Source organism: Xanthomonas sp. WHRI 7945, from assembly GCF_035026585.1.
Map to the genome: position 1 here is coordinate 138,516 of NZ_JAYIQP010000007.1, position 19,608 is coordinate 158,123.

The 19,608-nt window shown below is 70.0% G+C and carries 16 protein-coding genes; 9 read left to right on the forward strand and 7 right to left on the reverse strand.

Translation table 11 applies throughout. The annotated features are described in order from the left end of the window. Positions 1-254: 254 nt before the first annotated feature. The 3 genes from VDQ83_RS08055 to VDQ83_RS08065 all read right to left on the reverse strand — a co-directional run bounded on the left by VDQ83_RS08055 (position 255) and on the right by VDQ83_RS08065 (position 4,897). Positions 255-1,037: a DUF72 domain-containing protein gene (locus VDQ83_RS08055; RefSeq protein WP_455434507.1), complete on the reverse strand. Its 783-nt coding sequence runs from the start codon at positions 1,035-1,037 to the stop codon at positions 255-257. A 96-nt stretch (positions 1,038-1,133) separates the two neighbouring features. Continuing rightward, entirely contained in the window at positions 1,134-1,607 is a 474-nt protein-coding gene (locus VDQ83_RS08060) for an SMI1/KNR4 family protein (RefSeq protein ID WP_455434508.1), read from the reverse strand. A 395-nt stretch (positions 1,608-2,002) separates the two neighbouring features. Further along, positions 2,003-4,897: a M16 family metallopeptidase gene (locus tag VDQ83_RS08065; protein ID WP_455434509.1), complete on the reverse strand. Its 2,895-nt coding sequence runs from the start codon at positions 4,895-4,897 to the stop codon at positions 2,003-2,005. A 362-nt stretch (positions 4,898-5,259) separates the two neighbouring features. Here VDQ83_RS08065 and VDQ83_RS08070 point away from each other — a divergent pair, with 362 nt between their 5' ends. The 3 genes from VDQ83_RS08070 (at position 5,260) to VDQ83_RS08080 (ending at position 8,228) form a co-directional block, all read left to right on the forward strand. Then, positions 5,260-6,936: a M28 family metallopeptidase gene (locus VDQ83_RS08070; protein WP_455434510.1), complete on the forward strand. Its 1,677-nt coding sequence runs from the start codon at positions 5,260-5,262 to the stop codon at positions 6,934-6,936. 98 nt (positions 6,937-7,034) lie between these two features. Then, positions 7,035-7,490, forward strand: coding sequence for a hypothetical protein (locus tag VDQ83_RS08075; protein WP_455434511.1), 456 nt, complete (start codon positions 7,035-7,037; stop codon positions 7,488-7,490). Between the two features lie 249 nt (positions 7,491-7,739). After that, positions 7,740-8,228, forward strand: coding sequence for a hypothetical protein (locus VDQ83_RS08080; protein ID WP_455434512.1), 489 nt, complete (start codon positions 7,740-7,742; stop codon positions 8,226-8,228). 18 nt (positions 8,229-8,246) lie between these two features. Here VDQ83_RS08080 and VDQ83_RS08085 read toward each other — a convergent pair whose 3' ends face one another. After that, positions 8,247-9,839 (reverse strand): APC family permease, encoded by a 1,593-nt coding sequence (locus VDQ83_RS08085; RefSeq protein ID WP_455434513.1) that lies wholly within the window; start codon positions 9,837-9,839, stop codon positions 8,247-8,249. A 296-nt stretch (positions 9,840-10,135) separates the two neighbouring features. Between VDQ83_RS08085 and VDQ83_RS08090 the strand changes: the two genes are divergently transcribed. The 3 genes from VDQ83_RS08090 to VDQ83_RS08100 are packed head-to-tail and all read left to right on the forward strand — an operon-like array spanning position 10,136 to position 11,217. Continuing rightward, a complete protein-coding gene (locus VDQ83_RS08090) occupies positions 10,136-10,558 on the forward strand; it encodes a hypothetical protein (RefSeq protein WP_263397028.1) in 423 nt (140 codons plus the stop codon). Between the two features lie 10 nt (positions 10,559-10,568). Then, positions 10,569-11,018 carry a type II 3-dehydroquinate dehydratase gene (locus VDQ83_RS08095; RefSeq protein WP_263397029.1) on the forward strand — a complete coding sequence of 150 codons (450 nt, stop codon included), beginning with the start codon at positions 10,569-10,571 and terminating at the stop codon, positions 11,016-11,018. Continuing rightward, positions 10,999-11,217 (forward strand): hypothetical protein, encoded by a 219-nt coding sequence (locus tag VDQ83_RS08100; RefSeq protein ID WP_455434514.1) that lies wholly within the window; start codon positions 10,999-11,001, stop codon positions 11,215-11,217. The genes VDQ83_RS08095 and VDQ83_RS08100 overlap by 20 nt, the downstream gene beginning before the upstream one ends. Before the next feature lie 263 nt (positions 11,218-11,480). On the opposite strand, the gene VDQ83_RS08105 is transcribed toward VDQ83_RS08100, so the two are convergent. Continuing rightward, positions 11,481-12,692, reverse strand: coding sequence for an FAD-dependent oxidoreductase (locus VDQ83_RS08105; RefSeq protein ID WP_455434515.1), 1,212 nt, complete (start codon positions 12,690-12,692; stop codon positions 11,481-11,483). A 326-nt stretch (positions 12,693-13,018) separates the two neighbouring features. Here VDQ83_RS08105 and VDQ83_RS08110 point away from each other — a divergent pair, with 326 nt between their 5' ends. The 3 genes from VDQ83_RS08110 to VDQ83_RS08120 are packed head-to-tail and all read left to right on the forward strand — an operon-like array spanning position 13,019 to position 15,531. After that, the gene (locus tag VDQ83_RS08110; protein WP_455434555.1) at positions 13,019-14,320 is read left to right on the forward strand and encodes a sensor histidine kinase; all 1,302 of its coding nucleotides are present in this window, start codon (positions 13,019-13,021) and stop codon (positions 14,318-14,320) included. Continuing rightward, positions 14,313-15,080, forward strand: coding sequence for a LytR/AlgR family response regulator transcription factor (locus VDQ83_RS08115; RefSeq protein ID WP_263397032.1), 768 nt, complete (start codon positions 14,313-14,315; stop codon positions 15,078-15,080). Before VDQ83_RS08110 ends, VDQ83_RS08115 begins: the two co-directional genes overlap by 8 nt. A gap of 43 nt (positions 15,081-15,123) precedes the next feature. Beyond that, positions 15,124-15,531 (forward strand): hypothetical protein, encoded by a 408-nt coding sequence (locus VDQ83_RS08120; protein WP_455434516.1) that lies wholly within the window; start codon positions 15,124-15,126, stop codon positions 15,529-15,531. A 904-nt stretch (positions 15,532-16,435) separates the two neighbouring features. Here the strand turns inward: VDQ83_RS08120 and VDQ83_RS08125 are convergent. Next, a complete protein-coding gene (locus VDQ83_RS08125) occupies positions 16,436-18,526 on the reverse strand; it encodes a TonB-dependent siderophore receptor (RefSeq protein ID WP_455434517.1) in 2,091 nt (696 codons plus the stop codon). Positions 18,527-18,973: 447 nt separating this feature from the next. Next, the gene (locus VDQ83_RS08130) at positions 18,974-19,591 is read right to left on the reverse strand and encodes a hypothetical protein (protein WP_455434518.1); all 618 of its coding nucleotides are present in this window, start codon (positions 19,589-19,591) and stop codon (positions 18,974-18,976) included. Positions 19,592-19,608 lie beyond the last annotated feature (17 nt).

Sequence of the window (19,608 nt, forward strand, 5' to 3'; positions counted from 1 at the left end):
GTGCGCCGGGGTGAGCAGGCGACCGGAGCCTGGAGCATGCGACCCAAGGGGTCTATGGCAAGCGCGAGCTTTTGTGGGAGCGACTTCAGTCGCGACGGGCTTTACCGGTAGTGCGTCGCGACTGAAGTCGCTCCCACAGGTTCGCCGCCCGCTCGGCATGATTGCTCGTACGCGCGTGGTCGTGCATGACGGCGTGGCCGGTCCGCGCTTCGCGGCTGACGTGGCCGCTGGCGGCGTCCGGGTGACGCGCTGCGTCAGGTGCCTGGGCCGACGCCTCCCGCGCGCAGCTGCGCCTGCAGCGTGGCGGCATTGTCGAGGGCATGGCCGAGCGCGGTGTTGTCGAAGATCACCCAGGCCTCGCCCGTCGGCGGCGTGGCGGCGACGACGCGTGCGGCCAACTGCTGCAGGACGTCGTCGGGATAGTCGCTGTAGTAGATGCGCGGTGCGCCGTGCCAGCGCCAGTAAGCCGGCGCGGCCGTGCCCGCCGGCTGCGCGGCGGCGTCATTCAGGGCCGGGTCGGCGGCCACACGCGAGACACCGTGGTGCTGCCACAGCGCCTCGGCGCGCGCGCTGAACCAGCTGGCGTGGCGCGGTTCGCAGGCGATGCCGCCGTGCCAGCGGCGCCGTAGCATCGCGAAGAAGGTGGCGGCGGTGCGCGCATCGAAGGCCAGGCTCGGCGGCAGTTGCACCAGCAGGCAGCCGAGCCTGTCGCCGAGATGGCCGACCTCGCCGAGGAAGGTCTGCAGCAGCGGCGCGACGCGGTACAGGCGCGCGTCGTGGGTGATGGTGCGCGGCAGCTTGGCCGAGAAGCGGAAATCCGCCGGCACGCTGTCGGCCCAGCGCTGATAGGTGGCCGGGCGGTGCGGGCGGTAGAACGAGGAATTGATCTCGACCGCATCGAAGCGGGTGGCATAGCGCGCCAGCTGGCTGGCGCCGTCGCCGACCAGTGCGCGCTGCGTGCTGGCGATCGACCAGCCGGCGCAGCCGACGCGGATGCGTGGGGCGGCGTCGGCACGGCGGGGCGAGGCGGTCGGCATCGGCGGTGGTAGGTGAGGACAGGCGTTCGGGATACCAAGCGCTGCGGCCAAGGGCCGTGAAGGACATTGCCGGCCATGCGCGCCTTGCCTGCCGGTTCATGCGTCGTACGCATCCTCCTCGTCGATCAGCCCGTGGACGAACTGGAGGAAATCCGGGCACACCGGCCGTTCGGCATTGACCTGGTTTTGTTCCGGGCTGAGGTCGCTGTCGAAGGTGTCGGTGGGGAAATAGCTGACGGCGCCCGTGTCCAGATCCAGGCAAAAGAAGTTGCCGCCCCAGTCGTTCGCGAACGGCAGCAGGCGTGCGGGCAGAACCTGTTTCTGCAGCATCGACCGGTAGCTGGACAGCAGCGTGTAGTCGCCATGCGCAATCGGTTTGAAAGCGGCGACTTCTATCGGCTCGTCCCCATCCTCGCCGACCCAGTACGCCCGATCCGGCATGCCGCCGTTGTACTTGAGGTAGTGCGCCCTGAACGACGCCGGCAGCTTGCAGCCGATGACGGATTCCAGGTGATCCAGGTCCGCCGGGACGATGGCGGCTTCGCCATCAGAGAAGGTGTTTTCGAGCATCGCGATCTCCGATCGGCAGCAGCGTCCAGGAGGCGAGTCTACTTCTTGGAGGATGCCTGGTCGGCCAGCTTACGGATGGCGCAAGGACCGGCTCGCAGTCTTGTCATTGGCCGTAGCGCTTGCATGCCGCGCGACCGATAGTGGAACTCGCAGCGATGGCTGCGTGCTGTACCCGCTTGTGTGCATGCAGGTTGCGCCGGAGCGCAGCGTGCGAGGCCACATGCCGTCGCATGTCGCATGCCGCATGCCGCATGTCGCATGTCGCATGCCGCATGTCGCATGTCGCATCGCGCGATGGCGATGGCGATGGCGATGCGTTGCGATGGCGCCGGCGGATCACGCAGATGCCGACGCGTCGCGCATGGCCGGGCAGTCCCGGCCATGCGTGTGCGGCGTTACTGCTTGCCGGCGGCCTTGGCCTTCGCCTTGACCGGCTGGCCGTCGCTGTCCAGCACCTGCACCTCGCCCAGCTTCAGCGCGCGCACCGGCGCCTCGATCTGCTTGAGGTCGCCGACGATGACCCAGGTCATCGCCTGCGGCGCGACGATCTCCTTGATCGCCGCCTGCGCGGCGCGCTGATCGATCGCTTCCAGGCGGGTCTTCAGGGTCTGCACGTAGTCGTCCGGACGGTCGTACTGGACGATGCTCTCGACCGCGCCCAGCACCGCGCCGGTGGTCTCGAAGCTGCCCGGCAGGGCGCGGATGCGCTGGTTCTTGATCTTGGCGATCTCATCGGCGGTCAGCGGCTTGTCGCCGACCACGGCCTTGGCTTCCTTCAGGATCTCGGCGGCCGACTCGGCGGTCTTGTCGGTCTGCACCGGGGCGAAGAACAGGAACGGGCGCTGGCCCTGCGCATCCAGCATGAAGCTGTTGGCGCCGTAGGCCCAGCGCTTGTCTTCGCGCAGGTTCATGTTCAACCGCGAGGTGAAGGTGCCGCCGAACGCGCCGTTGGCCACGCCGATGGCCAGGTTGTCCGGCGCCTTGGTCGACGGTGCCAGCAGGCCGGCCAGGATCAGCGACTGCGGCGCGTCGGTGCGGTTGATCAGGTACACCCGCGGCTTGGGCTGCGCGGCGACCTGCGACAGGGTCTTGGTCGGGCGCGCGGTCGCCGGCGGCTGCCAGTCGCCGAACGCCGCGTCCAGCTGCGGGATGATCTGCGCCAGCGTGGTGTCGCCGGCGACCAGGATGCGCAGGTTGTCCGGGCGCAGCCAGTCGTTCTGGAACGCGGTCAGGTCGCTGGCGCCCAGGCTCTTGATCGCCGCCTCGGTGCCGCTGCCGGTGAGCGGCACGCCATAGGGATGCTGCGGGCCGTACAGCAGCGGCGGCAGGGTGCGCAGCGCCAGGCCCTGCGGCTGGGTCTTCTCCTGCGCGATGGAGGCCAGCCACTGGCCGCGCACGCGCTCGATGTCCTCGGCCTTGAACGCCGGGTTGCGCACGATGTCAGCGAACAACGCCAGCGATGGCGCCAGCTGGTCGTTGAGCGCATCGAGCGAGGCGGCGCAGCTGTCCAGCTCGCACGCCACGCTGGTGATCGCGCCCAGGCGCTGGCGGCGCTGCGCCACTTCCACCGAGTCCAGGCTGCGGGTGCTTTCGTTCATCAGTGCCGCGGTGAAGTTGGCGGTGCCGAGCTTGCCGCCCTGGTCGACGGCGTAGCCGGCGTCGAACAGCAGTTCGACCTGCGTCACCGGAATGGTGTGGCGCTCGGCCAGCACCACCTCGATGCCGTTCTTGAGCTTGCCGCGCTGCAGCTGCGGGAAGCTCAGGCTCGGGAACTGGGTGGTTTCCGGGATGCCGGCGGCACGGTCGATCTGGTTCTTGCCGACGCTGTAGCTGGCCTTGGCCGGCAGCTTGGGCGCGGGCTTGCCGTCGGCCACGGGCAGCGGCTTGAGCGCCTTGTCCTCGGCCACCGGGTCGAAGCCCTCGGCCGCCGGCAGCACGGTCAGCAGGTAGTCGCCCTTGCCGAACCAGGTGTCGGCGGCCTTGCGCACGCTGGCCGCGGTGGCGGCCTGGGCGCGCTGCAGGTCGTGCTTGTAGGCGCCCGGATCGTTGCGATAGACCTGGCCCTCGGCCAGGATCGCGGCCTTGCCGGTGAAGCCGCCGACCTTCTCCAGGCCGCGCACGAAGCCGGCGCGGTAGTTGACCTGCGCGCGCTGCAGTTCGTCGGCGCTCGGGCCTTCGCTGAGGAATTTCTTCAGTTCGTCGGCGATGGCGGCCTCGACCTTGGCCGGGTCCACGCCGTCCTTCACGTCGGCGCTGATCTGCAGCTGGCTGGCCAGCGCGAACGGCTGGATGCTGGCCGAGACGTCGTCCACCAGGTTGTCGCGGTACACCAGGCGCTGGTACAGGCGGCTGGTCTTGCCGCCGCCGAGCACGGTGGTGGCCAGGTCCAGCTGCACCGCGTCGTCGGTGCCCAGCTGCGGCGCAACCCAGGTGCGGTAGATGCGCGGCTGCGCGACCTGGTCGTGCTGCACGCCACGGGTCTGCTTGGCCAGCGGGGTGATCCACGGCTGCTGGCGCGGCACCGGCTTGCCGGCGGGGATGTCGCCGAAGTACTGCTCGGCCTTGGCCTTGGCCTGGGCCACGGTGATGTCGCCGGCCAGCACCAGGGTGGTGTTGGCGGCGCCGTAGTTGTCGTGGAACCACTGCTTGACGTCGTCCAGCGAGGCCGCGTCGAGGTCGGCCATCGAGCCGATGGTGTCGTGCTGGTACGGATGGTTGGCCGGGAAGATGTTGGCCAGGATGTTCTCGTCCACGCGCCCGTACGGACGGTTCTCGCCCTGGCGCTTCTCGTTCTGCACCACGCCGCGCTGGGTATCCAGTTCCTTCTGCCCGATCGCGCCGAGCAGGTGGCCCATGCGGTCCGATTCCATCCACAGCGCCATGTCCAGCGCGGTGGTCGGCACGGTCTCGAAGTAGTTGGTGCGGTCGAACCAGGTGGTGCCGTTCATGTCGGTGGCGCCGACCTTCTCGAACGGCTGGAAATAGGTGCCCTTGTGGTTTTCCGAGCCGGAGAACATCAGGTGCTCGAACAGGTGGGCGAAGCCGGTCTTGCCGGCCGGTTCGTCGCCGGAGCCGATGTGGTACCAGATGCTCACCGCCACCACCGGCGCCTTGTGGTCCTCGTGCACCACCACGGTCAGCCCGTTGGGCAGGGTGAAGCGGGTGTAGCCGATCTCCGGCACGGTGGCCTTGGCGGCCAGCGCCGGCGGCGCGGCGCTGGCCGGCGCGATCGCGGCGCCCGCGCCGAGGGTGAGGATGCTGGAGATCAACAGCGACAAGGGTCGGAGCATACGGCGGGCCTGACAAGGAGAATGGTCCAGCATAGTGGGCGCGTGGCGGGCCCGGAACGTGACTGATGGCACGGCATGGCGGCCGTTGTGCGCTGCGCCGGGCGGAAACGGGCCGAAACCGACGGCAGCGCCGCTGGAAGCCTCCGGTTGCGCGGCCGCCGTGCAGCGGGCGGCGAGGCGGCCACACCGCAGACGGTGCGCGGCACGCAGGCCGCGCACCGTCTGTCTGCACAGAGGCCGCTCCCATTCCGGGCAGCGCGGCGTGTGCGCCGCCCAAGGCGCCGCCGCTGCGTGCGCATGCGGCGTGCCGGCCGCGGCATCCGTCGCTACACTCCGACGCGCACACCAACCAAGGGGCAAGAGTGAAGCGACCGATCCTGGGCATGCTGGCGCTGGCGATTTCAGGCGCGCTGATGGCGGCGCCGCCGTCCGCGCCGAACTTCGATACGCAGCGCATTTCCGCCGACGTCAAGACGCTGGCGTCCGACGCCTACGAAGGCCGCGCGCCGGCCACGCCGGGCGAGGACAAGACCGTGGCCTACCTGAGCGCGCAGTTCCAGGCCGCCGGCCTGCAGCCGGGCGGCGACCTGCAGGACGGCAAGCGCCTGTGGACGCAGGCGGTGCCGCTGCGCCGCGCCGACATCGTCGGTACCCCGCAGGTGGCAGTGGAGGCCGGCGGCCAGCGCCAGGCACTGACCCAGGGCCAGCAGATCGCCGTGCGCGCCGCGCTCGACGGCAGCAGCCAGGTCGCCATCGACGGCGCGCCGCTGGTCTTCGTCGGCTACGGGGTCAAGGCGCCGGAGCGCGGCTGGGACGACTTCAAGGGCGTGGACCTGAAGGGCAAGATCGCGGTGGTGCTGATCAACGACCCGGACTTCGAGACCGGCAAGGGCGCCTTCGACGGCAAGGGCATGACCTACTACGGCCGCTGGACCTACAAGTACGAGGAAGGCGCGCGGCAGGGCGCGGCCGGCGTGCTGATCGTGCACGAGACCGCGCCGGCCTCCTACGGCTGGGCCACGGTGGCCAGTTCCAACACCAACAGCATGTTCGACGTGGTCCGCGACGATCCCAAGTCCGCGCATCCCGCGCTCGAGGGCTGGATCCAGCGCGACGTCGCGGCGGACCTGTTCAAGCGCGCCGGGCTGGATTTCGATGCGCTGAAGAAGCAGGCGCAATCGCGCGACTTCAAGCCGGTGGAACTGAAGGGTGAGCGGTTGCACGCAAACTACGCGGTGAAGTCGGAGGTCATCACCTCGCACAACGTGGTCGCGCGGCTGCCCGGCAGCACGCACCCGGACGACAGCGTGATCTACACCGCGCACTGGGACCACATCGGCGTGGGTACGGCCGACGCCAACGGCGATGGCATCTTCAACGGCGCGCTGGACAACGCCAGCGGCACCGCCGCGTTGCTGGAACTGGGCCGGGTGTTCGCGAAACAGCCGGCGCCGCAGCGCTCGGTGGTGTTCCTGGCGGTCACCGCCGAGGAGAAGGGCCTGCTCGGCTCGGAGTACTACGCGTCCAAGCCGCTGTATCCGCTGGCGCGCACGGTGGCGGTGATCAACATGGACGGCATGAGCCCGTTCGGCCCGTCGCGCGATTTCGGCATCTACGGCAGCGCCAAGCTGGAGTTGCTGGATGACCTGAAGACGGTCGCCAAGCGCTGGGACCTGCGCTACACGCCGGACCCGAAGCCGGAAGCCGGCTACTTCTTCCGCTCCGACCACTTCTCCTTCGCCAAGCGCGGCGTGCCGGCGCTGTCGTTCGCCGCCGGGCAGGACTGGGTGGACGGCGGGATCAAGGCCGGCAAGGCGGCCTCCGACGACTACACCGCCAAGCGCTACCACCAGCCCGGCGACGAATGGCTGCCGAGCTGGACCTTCGCCGGCGCCGCGCGCGACCTGCAGGTGCTGTACACGCTGGGCGCGGAGCTGGCCAATTCGTCGCAATGGCCGAACTGGAGCAGCGATTCGGAGTTCCGCGCCACCCGCGACGCCAGCGCGACGCAGCGGCAAGCCGGCCCCGCGACGCGGTGACGGCCGAGGGACCGGACCCCGCGGCCGATCCGCGGGCGGTCCCGGCCGGAGCTCAGCAGCGCCTCGCCCGGCCTGCGCCGGGCGAGGGCGCCGCTCCATTGCCGCGCTGGCTGGTCCACACCGGCGTGGTGCTGGCGTTCCTGATCGCCGGCCCGCCGCTGGGTACGGTCGTGGTCGGCTTTCCGGTGGCCATGGTGTGGTCGGGGCAAGGCCCCTCCGTCAGCACGCTGTTGCTGGCCCTGATGATGGCGCTGTTTTCCTATGCGTTCGGCGCGCTGCCGGCGCTGCTGACCGGCCTGTTGGCGGCACGTTGCTGGCCACGCCTGCGCGGCTGGCGCGCGCATCTGCGCCTGGGCCTGGCCGCCGCGCTGCTGTCGGCGATCTGCGTCGGCGCGGCGATCGTCCTGCTGCGCCGTCCGCTGCCGCCCGCCAACGAGGTCGCCATCGCGTTGGCCTTGTGCGCGCTGGCGGGGTTCGTCGGCGCCACGCTGGTTTCGCGTTTGCTGCAGGCGCTGCGCGGCGGGACGCGCGCGCGTGCGCCCGAATCGGCATAGCCGTACTGCTGCGGTCCGTGTCCACCCCGGCAGCGTGTTCGCGTTGCTGGACCTGTCGCCGGGGCCGTCCTTCCGCTGCGCAGCCCGCCGATGGCGAATCGGCATTTCCCCGATCTCGCGTCGCCGCAGGTGGGCGCCACGCAACAACGCGTCAACGACACCTAACGGCACTGATCCATGACGAACGACGATCCATCCGATACCGATACCGCCTCCGCCAGGCCCACGGCTGCAGCGCATGCACCGCAAGTGCCCGGCCCCGATATGCCGCAAGGCGACGATCCGGCCGCCACCCCCGATGCCATCGATCCATTGCATCCGGGCCTGGTGCGCACCGGCGTGGTGCTGGCGTTCCTGATCGCCGGTCCGCCGCTGGGCACGTTCCTGGTGGCGGCGCCGTTGCTGCTGATCGGATCGCTGGGAAGCAGCCTGCCGTCCGGCAATGCGCTGCTGGTCGCGCTGGCGATCGCGCTGGTTTCCTATCTGTTCGGCGCGTTGCCGGCCTTGCTGACCGGCGCGACCGCCGCGTGGTATTGGCCACGGTTGCGCGGCTGGCGCGCGCATGCGCGGATCGGCCTGGTGGGGTTCCTGTCGTCCCTGCTCTGCCTCGGCATCGCGTTCGCGGTGCTGGACATGCAGCGCGATGCCATCGAGACCGTCAGCATGGCGTTGCTGTGCAGCCTGCCGGGATTCGTCGGCGCCACGCTGGTCTCGCGCCTGCTGCAGGCGCTACGCTGACCCGCGCCGACGCCGGCCTCAGCCGGCGCTGGCCTGCTGCAGCGACGGGGTGCGCCAGCCGGCGCGCACGCCCCAGAAATAGAAGCCCAGCGCGACCACCGCGACGACGGCCAGATCCGGCCCGTAGGACAGGTAGCCATGCCCGCCGAAGGTGGTGCTGCCGGCCCACGACAGCAGCGCGATGGTCGGCAGGTAGGCGATCAGCCAGCTGGCGCCGCGCAGGTGCTTGCCGAAATCCTTCCAGCCCTGGCGGTGCTGGTAGTAGGCGTACACCGGCAGCGCCACCAGCATCAGCACGATGATCTCGCCGGTCAGCGGCCAGCGCGCCCAGTACAGCAGTTCGGTGGCCAGCACGAAGGCGGTGGCGGCCAGCACCGGCAGGCCGAAGATGCGCAGCGGACGGTGCATCTCCGGCGCGTGGCGGCGCAGCGCCATCGCGCTGATCGGGCCGGTCAGGTAGGAGATGATCGTGGCCACCGAGATCACCGCCGCCAGCGTGCCCCAGCCGCGGAAGAAGAACAGGAACAGGTAGGACACCGCCAGGTTGAAGAACATCGCCGGGCGCGGCACGCCCCAGTGCGGATGCAGCTTGCCCAGCACCGCCGGCAGCGTGCCGTTGCGCTCCATGCCGTAGATCATCCGCGCGGTGGTCGCGGTGTAGGTGATGCCGGTGCCGCTGGGGCTGACGAACGCGTCCACGTACAGCAGCATCGCCAGCCAGTGCAGGTTGACGATGATCGCCAGCTGCGCGAACGGCGAGCGGAAATCGATGCCGTGCCAGCCGGCCTTGGCCAGCAGCTCCGGCGGCACCGCGCCGATGTAGGCTACCTGCAGGATCAGGTAGATCACCGTGGCCAGCGCGATCGACCCCAGCACCGCGAACGGGATGCTGCGCCCCGGATTGCGCGCTTCGCCGGCCAGGTTCACCGGGCTCTGGAAGCCGTTGAAGCTGAACACGATGCCGGCGGTGGCCACCGCGGTCAGCACCGCGGCGAAATCGATCACATGCGCACCGCCATGCAGGCCGACGCTGAAGTTACCGCGGTGGAAACCGCTGGCGATCAGCGCGATGCCGGTTAGCGCCGGCACCACCAGCTTGAACACGGTGATCAGGCTGTTGGAGCGCGCGAACAGCTTCACGCTCCAGAAGTTCAGCAGGAAATACACCAGCACCAGCGCCGCGGCGATGTACAGGCCGGGCACCGACAATTCGCCGGCGCCGCCGGGCTGCTGCATGTACAGGTCCTGCGCCCACTGCCACGGCCACGAGGCCATGTACTGCACCGAGGCCTCGGCCTCCACCGGGATCACCGACACGATCGCGATCCAGTTGGCCCAGCCGGCGATGAAACCGACCAACGAGCCGTGCGAATAATGGCTGTAGCGGACCATGCCGCCGGATTCGGGGAACATCGCGCCCAGTTCGGCATAGGCCAGCGCGATGGTGGTGACGATCGCCGCGCCCAGCAGCCAGGCCCAGACCGCGCCGGGGCCTGCCAGCCCAGCGGCGCGCCAGGCGCCGAACAACCAACCAGAGCCGATGATCGAACCCAGGCCGGTCAGCATCAGGGCGAATGGGCCGACATCGCGGCGCAGGGCGGTTTGGGTCATGGGCTGTTCCAGGCGGCGCGTGCTGCGGGAAACCGCGGATGATCGCAGATGCGGCCGGCTGTCGCACGGCTGCAGGGGGCTTGGAGTCGGGACCAGGGACCGGGGACCAGGGACCCGGAAGAGCGCGTCGCCGCATCTGGGGCATTACCGACTTCCGTTCTTCGGGTCCCTGGTCCCCGGTCCCTGGTCCCGGCTTCATTCTTACGCAAGCTTTACGTCGCAGCGCCAGGCCGGAATGGCGCGCTTATGCGGCACGCGCCTAGAGTCTGCAGCGTCCTTTCCGTTGGATGTCTTCCATGTCGATTCTGCTGATCCAGGGCCCGCATCGCGATGCGCCGGCCATTGCCGTTGCGCGACGCCTGGCTGGCGCGTCCGGTGCGCATGTGGTGCCGGTGGCCTGCGCCGATGCGGCGCAGATCGTGGCGCGGCTGCGGCAGGGCGCGCACGACGAGACCGAGCTGGTGCTGCTGGATTCCGGCGAGTTGCCGGCCGCGGACCTGGCCGAGCACGGCGCGCACCTGCGCGAGGCGCTTGATGCGCTCGGCCATCCGTACATCGAGATGCACGACGCCAGCGCGCAGGCGCTGGAGCCGCTGCTGCATCCGCGCCACGCGCCGCTGCTGACGGTGATCGCCAACGGCGCGCTCGCCGACAGCTACGCGATCGCGCTGGGCGTGGCCGCGCGCCGGCTTGGCGCGCGCGCCGCGCTGGCCAACTGAGGGCGCCGCCATGTCGATCCTGTTGTTGCGCGGCCCGGACTGCGTGGCCGGCCATCGCGGCCGCCCGGCGCGCATCGCGCCGCCGGTGCTGCGGCAATTGCTTGCGCATGCCGGGCGTGCCGGCAAGACCCTGGCGGTGCGCGGCTGCGCCAGCGAGGCCGAACTGCTGCAGGCGCTGGCCCAGGCCGATGCGGCGCGGGTGGAGATGCTGCTGCTGGATCCGGGCGCGTGCTCGGACAGCGCCGCCACCGCCGCCGCGGTCGCGCAACTCGGCCGGCCGTACGTGGAAGTGCACGACGATGCCTGCGACCAGCGCGAACCCTGCCTGTGCGTGGTCTCGCGGCAGCGCGTGGGGCAGGTCGGCGGCTACTGCGCGCAGAGCTACGCGCTGGCCTTGTCGATCGCGCTGGAACACCTGGGCTGCAACGGCTACGAAGGCGATGTGCACGTCGGCACCTGAGCCTGCGCGGCACTACCTGGCCGACTACGACGCCTACAGCTTCGGCCAGCGCGTGGCTTGGGGCACGCTGGCGCACAGCTGGGACAGCGGTGAGCCGCTGGACCCGGTTCGGCTGCTGCAACGGTTGCGCGCGCAGGCCGCGCAGCGGCACGGCGTGGACAGCGACGACATCCGCATCCGCAGCGTCAGCCGGCTGTAGCGCGCACCGCGCATGCTGGCCAGTCGCGGAGGCGGTAGCAAGGCGTAGCGCCGCATCGGCGTGCTGTCACCAACGAAGCGCAGGCGCGGCGTATGCGGAGCGCGCTGAAGCTTCGGCGAGCGAAGCCGACACCGCCGCGGCGTGGCAAGCGAACCAACCCGCTGCGCTGCGGCGCAGACGGCATGTCCGTCGACCGATGCGTCGGAGCTTTTCGATGCAGCGAAGCCGCGGCCGCCATGGCGAGGCTGGCGACGCGATGCCCTTTACGCGAACAGGGCGGCCAGTCGCGCCACCGCCGCCTCCGACGCGGCCCGATCCGGAGTGGCGTCGGCATTGCCGAAGTCGCCGTCGGCCTGCGCCTGCACCAGGATCCCGTCGCGGCGCGGCACCACGTTGAGGTTGTGGCCGCGATAGACCAGCCCGTACGTCACGTCCGGCTGCGGCACCAGCCGCGCGGTCTGTCCGCGCACCGGCACCAGGCTGTCGTCGCCGAGCAGGGCGCGCGCGCCGTAGCCGGTGGCGTTGACCAGGGTCTTCTCGCGCAGCTCGGCGAACTGGCGCGGGCTTTCGAATTCGCGCGTCTGGATCTCGCCGCCGGCGGCGAGGAAGTCGTCCAGCAGCAGCCGCGCATAGGCGCTGATGTTGAACACCAACTGCGTGTAACGGCGCACGTGCGCCACCGGGAACGGATGCTGGCTCGCCGTCAGCGGCTGCGAGCGCGGGCCCAGGTCGGCCAGATACTGCGCCTCCAGCGCTGGATAGTCGGGTTCGCCGTTGCCGCCATGGCCGTTGGGCTGGTCGAACGGCACGTCGGACAGCACGTAGCCGTCGCGCCACTCGATCGGGTCACCGGGCAGGCCGAGCAGGTTCTGGTACATGCCGAACGAAGTGCGCGCCATCTGTTCCCAGCGTCGCCCGAATTCGGGCGTGGCGTAGGCGCTGGTGCACACCCGCGAATCCGGCGACCACACCCCGGTGGCGAAGGAGGAGCGCACTTCCGGCGGCCGCTCCTTTGCATAGATGCGCACGCGCAGCCCGGCGCGCTGCGCGACCAGTGCGGTGGTCAGGCCGATCGCGCCGCAGCCGATCACCGCCAGCTCGGGCTGGCCGGTGGCGCGCGCCAGTTGCGTGGCGATCGCCGCCGAGCCCCACGACAGCGACCAGCCGCTGCCGCCGTGGCCGTAGTTGTGGATCACGGTCTTGCGGCCGATGCGCTCGGCCTCGATGCGCGGCCCCTGCGCGCGGAACGGCCGCGTGCACGCGTGCAGCGCGACGATGCGGTCGGCGCTGGCGCGGATCGGCGCCAATGGCGACGGCGGCGCGAACGCGGCGGGGGCGGGCGCCGCCGGCAGGACCGGCAGGGTCGGCGCTGGCCGCGGCAGCGCGGCGTCGCGCTGCGTACGTGCGAACAAGGGACCGGCGCCGAGCGTGGCGGCGGCCAGTGCGCCGCTGCGCAGAAAGTGTCGTCGGTGCATGCCGGGCTCCTGATCGTGACGGCGAAGTTTAAGCGAGCGCGTGCGCTCGCGTCGCCAACACCGCTTGCTTGCGGTATGCGTCCTGCGCCTGCGCTGGCGCAGGCTTCGCTGGGCGCAGCCACAGCGACAGGGCAGGCGGTCGCTGTGCAGCACGGCTCGGTCCCGTCGTGCGCTGCGGTCGCGGGACGCCCCCGAAGCCTCGCCAGCGCCATGTTTCGCTCCGCCGATCCGCTGCCTCGTCCGCGTCGGCGCGGTTTCGTCGCAAGGGGACTGGCGGCCCGCGCCGCCGCGGCTATGCTCGCCGCATGTCACCGATCCCCGCCGCCATGTTTTCCAGCGTGTCCCTGATCATCCGCCTGCTGTGCGCCTGGGCGGCCGCCGTAATCGTCGCCGGCTTCGTCTGGAGCGGCCTGTTCTACGGCATGGAAGACCGGCCCGGCTGGTTCTTCGGCCTGCTGGCGATGCTGCTGATGCTGTCGGCGCTGGTCGCCGGCATCACCCACCTGCGCCGGGTCTGGTTGATCGCCGGGCGCCTGGACACCGCCAGCCTGTCCAGCCGCCAGCGGCGCCAGATCGAGATCCCACTGGACACCCGCGAGGCGTTCGCGCTGGTCGATGCGGCGGTGCGCGAACTGCCGCGGGTGGAAGAGATCGAGAGCGCCGCCGACAGCCTGCAGGTGCGCGCGAAAGTGCGCCGCATCGATCCGTACAACGGCCGCAAGCCGTCGCGCTGGAACCTGGCCGCGCGCTTCGCGGTCAAGCGCAACCAGGTGCTGGCGACGCTGACCCCCGGCGCCGGCAGCAGCAGCCTGATCCTGTTGCTGGAGCCTGACGCCAGCGCCTGGATCGACCTGTTCGCCGTCGACGAAGGCAGCAACTACGAGAACGCCGAGGCGCTGAGCCGCGCGGTGGCGCGCCGCGTCGCCGAACTGCGCCGTGACGAACAGGCCGCCGCCGCGCAGGCGGCCACCGCGCAGGAACTGACCGTGGCGCGGCTGAACCTGCTGCACGCGCAAGTCGAACCGCACTTCCTGTACAACACGCTGGCCAGCGCGCAGGTGCTGGCGCGCACCGATCCGCCGCGCGCCGACCTGATGCTCGGCTACCTGATCCAGTACCTGCGCCGCTCGCTGCCCAGCGCCGAGGACGCGCTGAGTTCGCTCGGCGAGGAACTCGAACGCACCCAGGCCTACCTGGAGATCCTCAAGATCCGCATGGGTGCGCGGCTGCAGCTGGAAGTACAGGTGCCGGAGGCGATGAAGAGCCTGGCGCTGCCGTCGATGATGCTGCAGACGCTGGTGGAGAACGCGATCAAGCACGGCCTGGAACCCAAGCCCGGCGGCGGCACGGTCTGGATCCTGGCGCGCGCCTTCGACGACCACGTCACCATCACCGTCGCCGACGACGGCCTGGGCTTCAACAGTCAGTCCAGCGGCACCGGCATCGGCCTGAAGAACCTGCGCGAGCGCCTGCGCCTGACCTATGCCGGCGCGGCCACGTTCGCGATCGTGTCCAACTTCCCCAGCGGCGTGGCCGCGACGATCACCTTGCCGTGTCCGCCGCAATGGCAAGCGCCGTCGCCGTCGCCGGTCCCGCCGCCGCTGCCGGCAGGAGCGCGACATGGTTGATGCGATCGTCGCCGAAGACGAGGAACTGCTGCGCACCGCGCTGGTCGCGCTGCTCGGCGAGGTCTGGCCGCAGCTGCGCATCGTCGCCGAGTGCGAGGACGGCGCCAGCGCGCTGGAGCGCCTGGCCGAGCACCAGCCGGACGTGGCCTTCCTGGACATCCGCATGCCCGGCCTGAGCGGCATCGAAGTGGCGCGCGCGCTGGGCGAACTGAGCCCGCGCACCCAGGTGGTGTTCGTCACCGCCTACGATCAGTACGCGATCGACGCGTTCGAGCAGGGCGCGGTGGACTACCTGCTCAAGCCGATCGCGCGCGAACGCCTGCTGGCGACCGTGCAGCGGCTGCAGGCGCGCGCCGCGCAGGGGCCGGACGTGGCAGTGCTGGATGCGTTGCTGCAGCGTCTTGGGCAGCGTCCGCCGTCGCCCTCGGCGCCGCCGCCGCTGGCCTGGATTACCGCCAACAGCGGTCGCGAGACGCGGCTGATCCTGCTCGACGACGTGGTCTATTTCCAGGCCGACAACAAGTACACCACGGTGCTGACCCGCGACGGCGAGGCGTTGTTGCGCACGCCGCTGCGCGAACTGCTGGACGTGCTGGACCCGGCCGCGTTCCGGCAGATCCACCGCTCCACCATCGTCAACCTGAAGGCGGTGGCCTCGGTGGTCCGCGACGACACCGGCAAGGGCCGGATGAAGCTGCGCCACCGCGACGAAGTGCTGACCGTCAGCCAGCCGTACATGAGTCTGTTCCGCGGCATGTAAGCGCCGCGTTTTCGCCTTTTCGCACTGGAACAAGGAATTCGCCATGCGTCTGCTCTCCGCGCTGTGGTCGTGCCTGCTCAGCCTCGCCGGCTGCCAGGGCCACGCCAACCTCGACCTGTCCACCGACGCCCACCGCGAGACCGTGGTGCATACCAGCGAGCGCGGCGTGGCGGTGATCTTCAGCCGCACCACCTACCGCGGCGGGCTGGCCACGTTCCGCTGCGTCGACAGCCGCAGCGGGCACTGCCACTACCAGGTCTATGCCGCCTGCGCGGCGCCGGACGCGGCTGCCGGCAGCGGCACGGCGACAGCGTCGTGCGCGCCGCGCGTGCTGCAGGAGTTCGACCTGCAGGTCGGCCAGCGCCGCGACGTCCCCGGCCTGCCGCGCGACTTCGGCCAGTGCGTCGCGCCCGAGACCCCGGCGGCGGGGCAGCCGTGCGCGCAGGGGTGAGTGGCGGCCGACGTCGAGGGGGCAGTTGCCGATACCGTCGCGGGTCAGAGTCCGCTCATCAGTCCCGACTGTTTCCAAAGCCGGATAGCTGGATGCTTCGTCGTCGCGGCTGAAGCCGCTCCCACAAAGACTTGCACCAAGCCTACTGGGTGCACTGTGGGAGGGACTTCAGTCCCGACTGCTTCCGAAGCGGGACAGCAGATGGCTTCGTTCGTCGCGGCTGAAGCCGCTCCTACAGGAAGCAAGCGGCCGACTCGCTGGGTGCACTGTAGGAGCGGCTTCAGCCGCGACAGGTTGCCGAAGCCGCTGCGATATCGATCTTTTGGGCCCATCTGTCGCGATCGCTTCATGAGGCCTGGCAATCGGACGGCTCCGCTCGTCGCGACTGAAGTCGCTCCCACAGTGGCCTGCGGTGAGCCGTCTGGGTGCACTGTGGGAGGGACTTCAGTCCCGACTGCTTCCGAAGCCGGACAGCAGATGGCTTCGTTCGTCGCGGCTGAAGCCGCTCCTACAGGAAGCAAACGGCCGACTCGCCAGGTGCACTGTAGGAGCGGCTTCAGCCGCGACAGGTTGCCGAAGTCGCTGCGATATCGATCTTTTTGGGTCCATCTGTCGCGATCGCTTCATGAGGCCTGGCAATCGGACGGCTCCGCTCGTCGCGACTGAAGTCGCTCCCACAAGGAATTGCGGCGAGCCTGCTGGGTGCACTGTGGGAGGGACTTCAGTCCCGACTGCTTTCGAGGTCGGATAGCTGGATGGCTTCGTTCGTCGCGGCTGAAGCCGCTCCTACAGAAGCTCGCGGGCTATGCAGGAGCTCGCGACGACGAGCTGGGTGCACTGTAGGAGGGGCTTCAGCCCCGACATGTCGCGGGGCCGCTGAGTTGCTTGCAAAGCAAACGGGGCGCTAGTAATCCACGCCCACCGAGAACAGCAGCGTGCGCGGGTCGCCCAGCGCCACCGCGCGCTGCAGGCCGCCGCTGTAGTAGTCGTGGTCGAATGCGTTCTTCAGGTTCAGCGCGTAGCGCCAGTGGCCCTGGCGGTAGGCCAGGCCGGCGTCGAACACCACGTAGCCGGGGATGCGGTGGCCGTAGGCGGTCTTCTCGCCTTCGGCGCGGCCGCCGCCGCTGAAGGTCCAGCCGTCGTCCACGCCGTGCGGCGCGTACTGCAGCCACAGCGAGCCGCTGTGCCTGGGCACGTTGTACAGGCGGTCGCCGACGGTGGTGACGCGTTGCGCGCCGTCGTCGGTCACCACCGCGTCGGTGTAGGCATAGCCGGCGAACAGGCTGACCCCACTGCCCAGGTCGGCGGCGGCGTTGAGCTCCACGCCGCGGCTGCGCTGCTCGCCGACCGCGATGCTGTAGCCGTCGTTGAGCGGATCGGCCTGCAGCACGTTGCGCCGGCGCAGGTCGTACAGCGCCATGCTCAGGCTGGTGCCGGCGTCCAGTTCCATCTTCACTCCCAGCTCCACCTGGCGGCCGCGCTCGGGGTCGAACTGCGCGCCCTGCGCGTCGGTGCCGACGTTGGGAAAGAACGAGGTGGCGACGCTGGCATAGGGATGCAGTCCGCCGCCGGCATCGAACATCAGCGCGGCCGAGCCGGTGGTGGCGCTGGCGTCGTTGCGCGCGTCCACGCCGGTGAGATGGTCCTCGCTGCGGTTGCGGCTGCGGTCGTGACGCAGGCCCAGCAGCAGCTGCCAGTCGCGCGCGAACTGGATGCGGTCGCGCAGGTAGAGGCCGCCGGAGGCGACCACGCTGAGATTGTCGCGGCTGGGCGTGGCCGGGCAGGCGATGGCGCCGCCGTAGACCGGCGCGTACACGTTCAGCGTGCCGACCCGGCAGGTGGATTGCACGTTCCATTCCCAGGTCTTGAACGCGTCCACGCCGACGGTCAGCGTGTGCTGCCAGGCGCCGGTGGCGAGGCCGCGCTGCAGGTAGGTGTCCTGCACCCAGGTGCGGCCGTCGTAGTGCTGGTCGGTGGCGGTGCGGCGTAGCGTGCGCAGGTCGGCGGCCAGGCCGTTGTTGGCGATGAAGAAACCGTCCAGCCCGAATGCCTGCCAGCGCGCCGCGTGGTGCAGGGTCCAGCCGTTGTCGAAGCGGTGGTCCAGCACGTAGCCGACGCGGCTCTGGTGGCTGTGGTACGGCGGTTGCGTCGGCTCGCCGGTGAACAGCGAACGGTCGATCCTGCCGTTCGGATTGGCGTCGGCGCTGCCTTCCCAGGGCAGTCCCTGCTGGCGGATGTAGTCGCGTTCCTGGTAGCTGGTCAACAGCACGAAGTCGGTGCGTTCGCCCAGGTCCAGCGACAGCGACGGTGCGATCCAGCGGCTGCGGAAATACACGTGGTCGGTGGGGTCGTCCGCATTCATCGCCAGGCCGTTGAGGCGCAGCGCGACCTTGCCGTTGGCCGACAGCGGCTGGTTCAGGTCGACGCTGCCCTGCTGCAGGCCGTCGCTGCCGACGCCCAGTTCGGCGCGGCGCAGCGGCGTGCGCGCGGGGCGCTTGCTGACCAGGTTGACCAGCCCGCCGGGCAGCACCTGGCCGTACAGTAGCGAGGCCGGCCCCTTCAGCACTTCCACCTGCTGCATGCCGAACAGCTGCTCGGCGACGCGGTTGTTGGCGGCGGTGCGCAGGCCATCGACGAACAGCGAGTCGGAGGCGGTCTGGCCGCGGATGATCAGGTCGTCCCAGCCGCGCCGGCCGAAGGTGTTGGCGACCACGCCGGACACGTTGTGCAGCGCATCGGCCAGAGTCTGCGCCTGCTGGCTGTCCAGCAGCGCGCGCGGCACCACGGTGATCGAGAATGGGGTCTGCGCCAGCGGCGCGTCCGACTTGTCGGACTGCGCCGGCGCGGTGCTGCGGAAGCCGGTGTCGACCTCGGCGCGGACCTGCACCGCGGGCAGCGCGGTGGCCTGCATGGCGTCGGTCGCGTTGGCCGCGCGCGCAGCCGTGGAAGCCGCCATGCCGAGCAGGCAGGCGAGCGGAAGGGGATGCAGTTTCATCGGAACCGTGGAGTGGAGGCGGGGAGGGCTAATCGAGAATGATTATATTTCGCGAAGAGGCATTTGCGAAGCGCCGGCGCTCGGCGCGGCGGGCGGCCTCCGGTGCAGGCGCCGCGCAGGCTGGCGCCATCGTCGCGACCCGAACGCTTTATCCGGGAGACGCAGGAGTATCGCTACGGGCAGTGGCGGCCACGGGCGAGGCGGCGCACGACGACTTGCGGTGCGTTGGCATGCCATAGATGCGCACGTCACCGGTGCGCATGCGGGCCGCCAACGGCCGCGGCGGCAAGAACCTGGATGGGGTGCGGACAACGGGCATCGGTGTAGCGTTGTCGCCGCGCACGGCGCGCCGACATGCCCACTACGATGATTGCGCCCGCCCTCCGTTGCGGAGGGCGATGCGCCTAGTTGAGACGCGTCGTGCAGTAACGGTGCGACGCAGCCGGCTCAGCCGGCGACGCGGAACACGCCGGTCTGGCCGCCCGGCGGCAGCCCTTCGAACTGGATCAGCGCGGCGACCAGTTCGGCGTGCAGGCGGATGCGGCCCATCTCGCGCATGATGCGGATGTCCTCGTGGCGCAACTCGCGGTTGGCGACCACCTCGCGCTTGTACTCGAGGATCTCCGGATACTTGCGCGCCATGTTCAGCGCATCGGCTACGCACTCCACCGTGTCGGCATCGACGGTCAGCGGCTCGCGGCTGTTGAACGCGGTGAGCCAGCGCTCGAAGCCGGCGGTGCGGTCGAACATGTTGGCGATGAACCAGATCACGAACAGGATCGCGACCCACGAACTGAACACGATGACGATGCGGGAGAAGGTCACGTGGTAGTCGTGCTGCCACAACTGGTTGGTGATGACTCCCAGGATCACCAGCGAGATCGCCTGCCAGCCGACGATCGAGGCCACCAGCCACTGCTGCTTGGCCTTGGCCAGCAGGTCCACTTCCGAGCGCAGCTGCGCTTCGCTCTTGTGCTGCCAATGCGCGACCTGTTCGGGGAACGAGCGCTGGTGCAGCGCGTTGTCCTCCAGCAACAACCCCAACCCCTTGAACAAAGCGATCATGACAGGCTCCTTGCAGA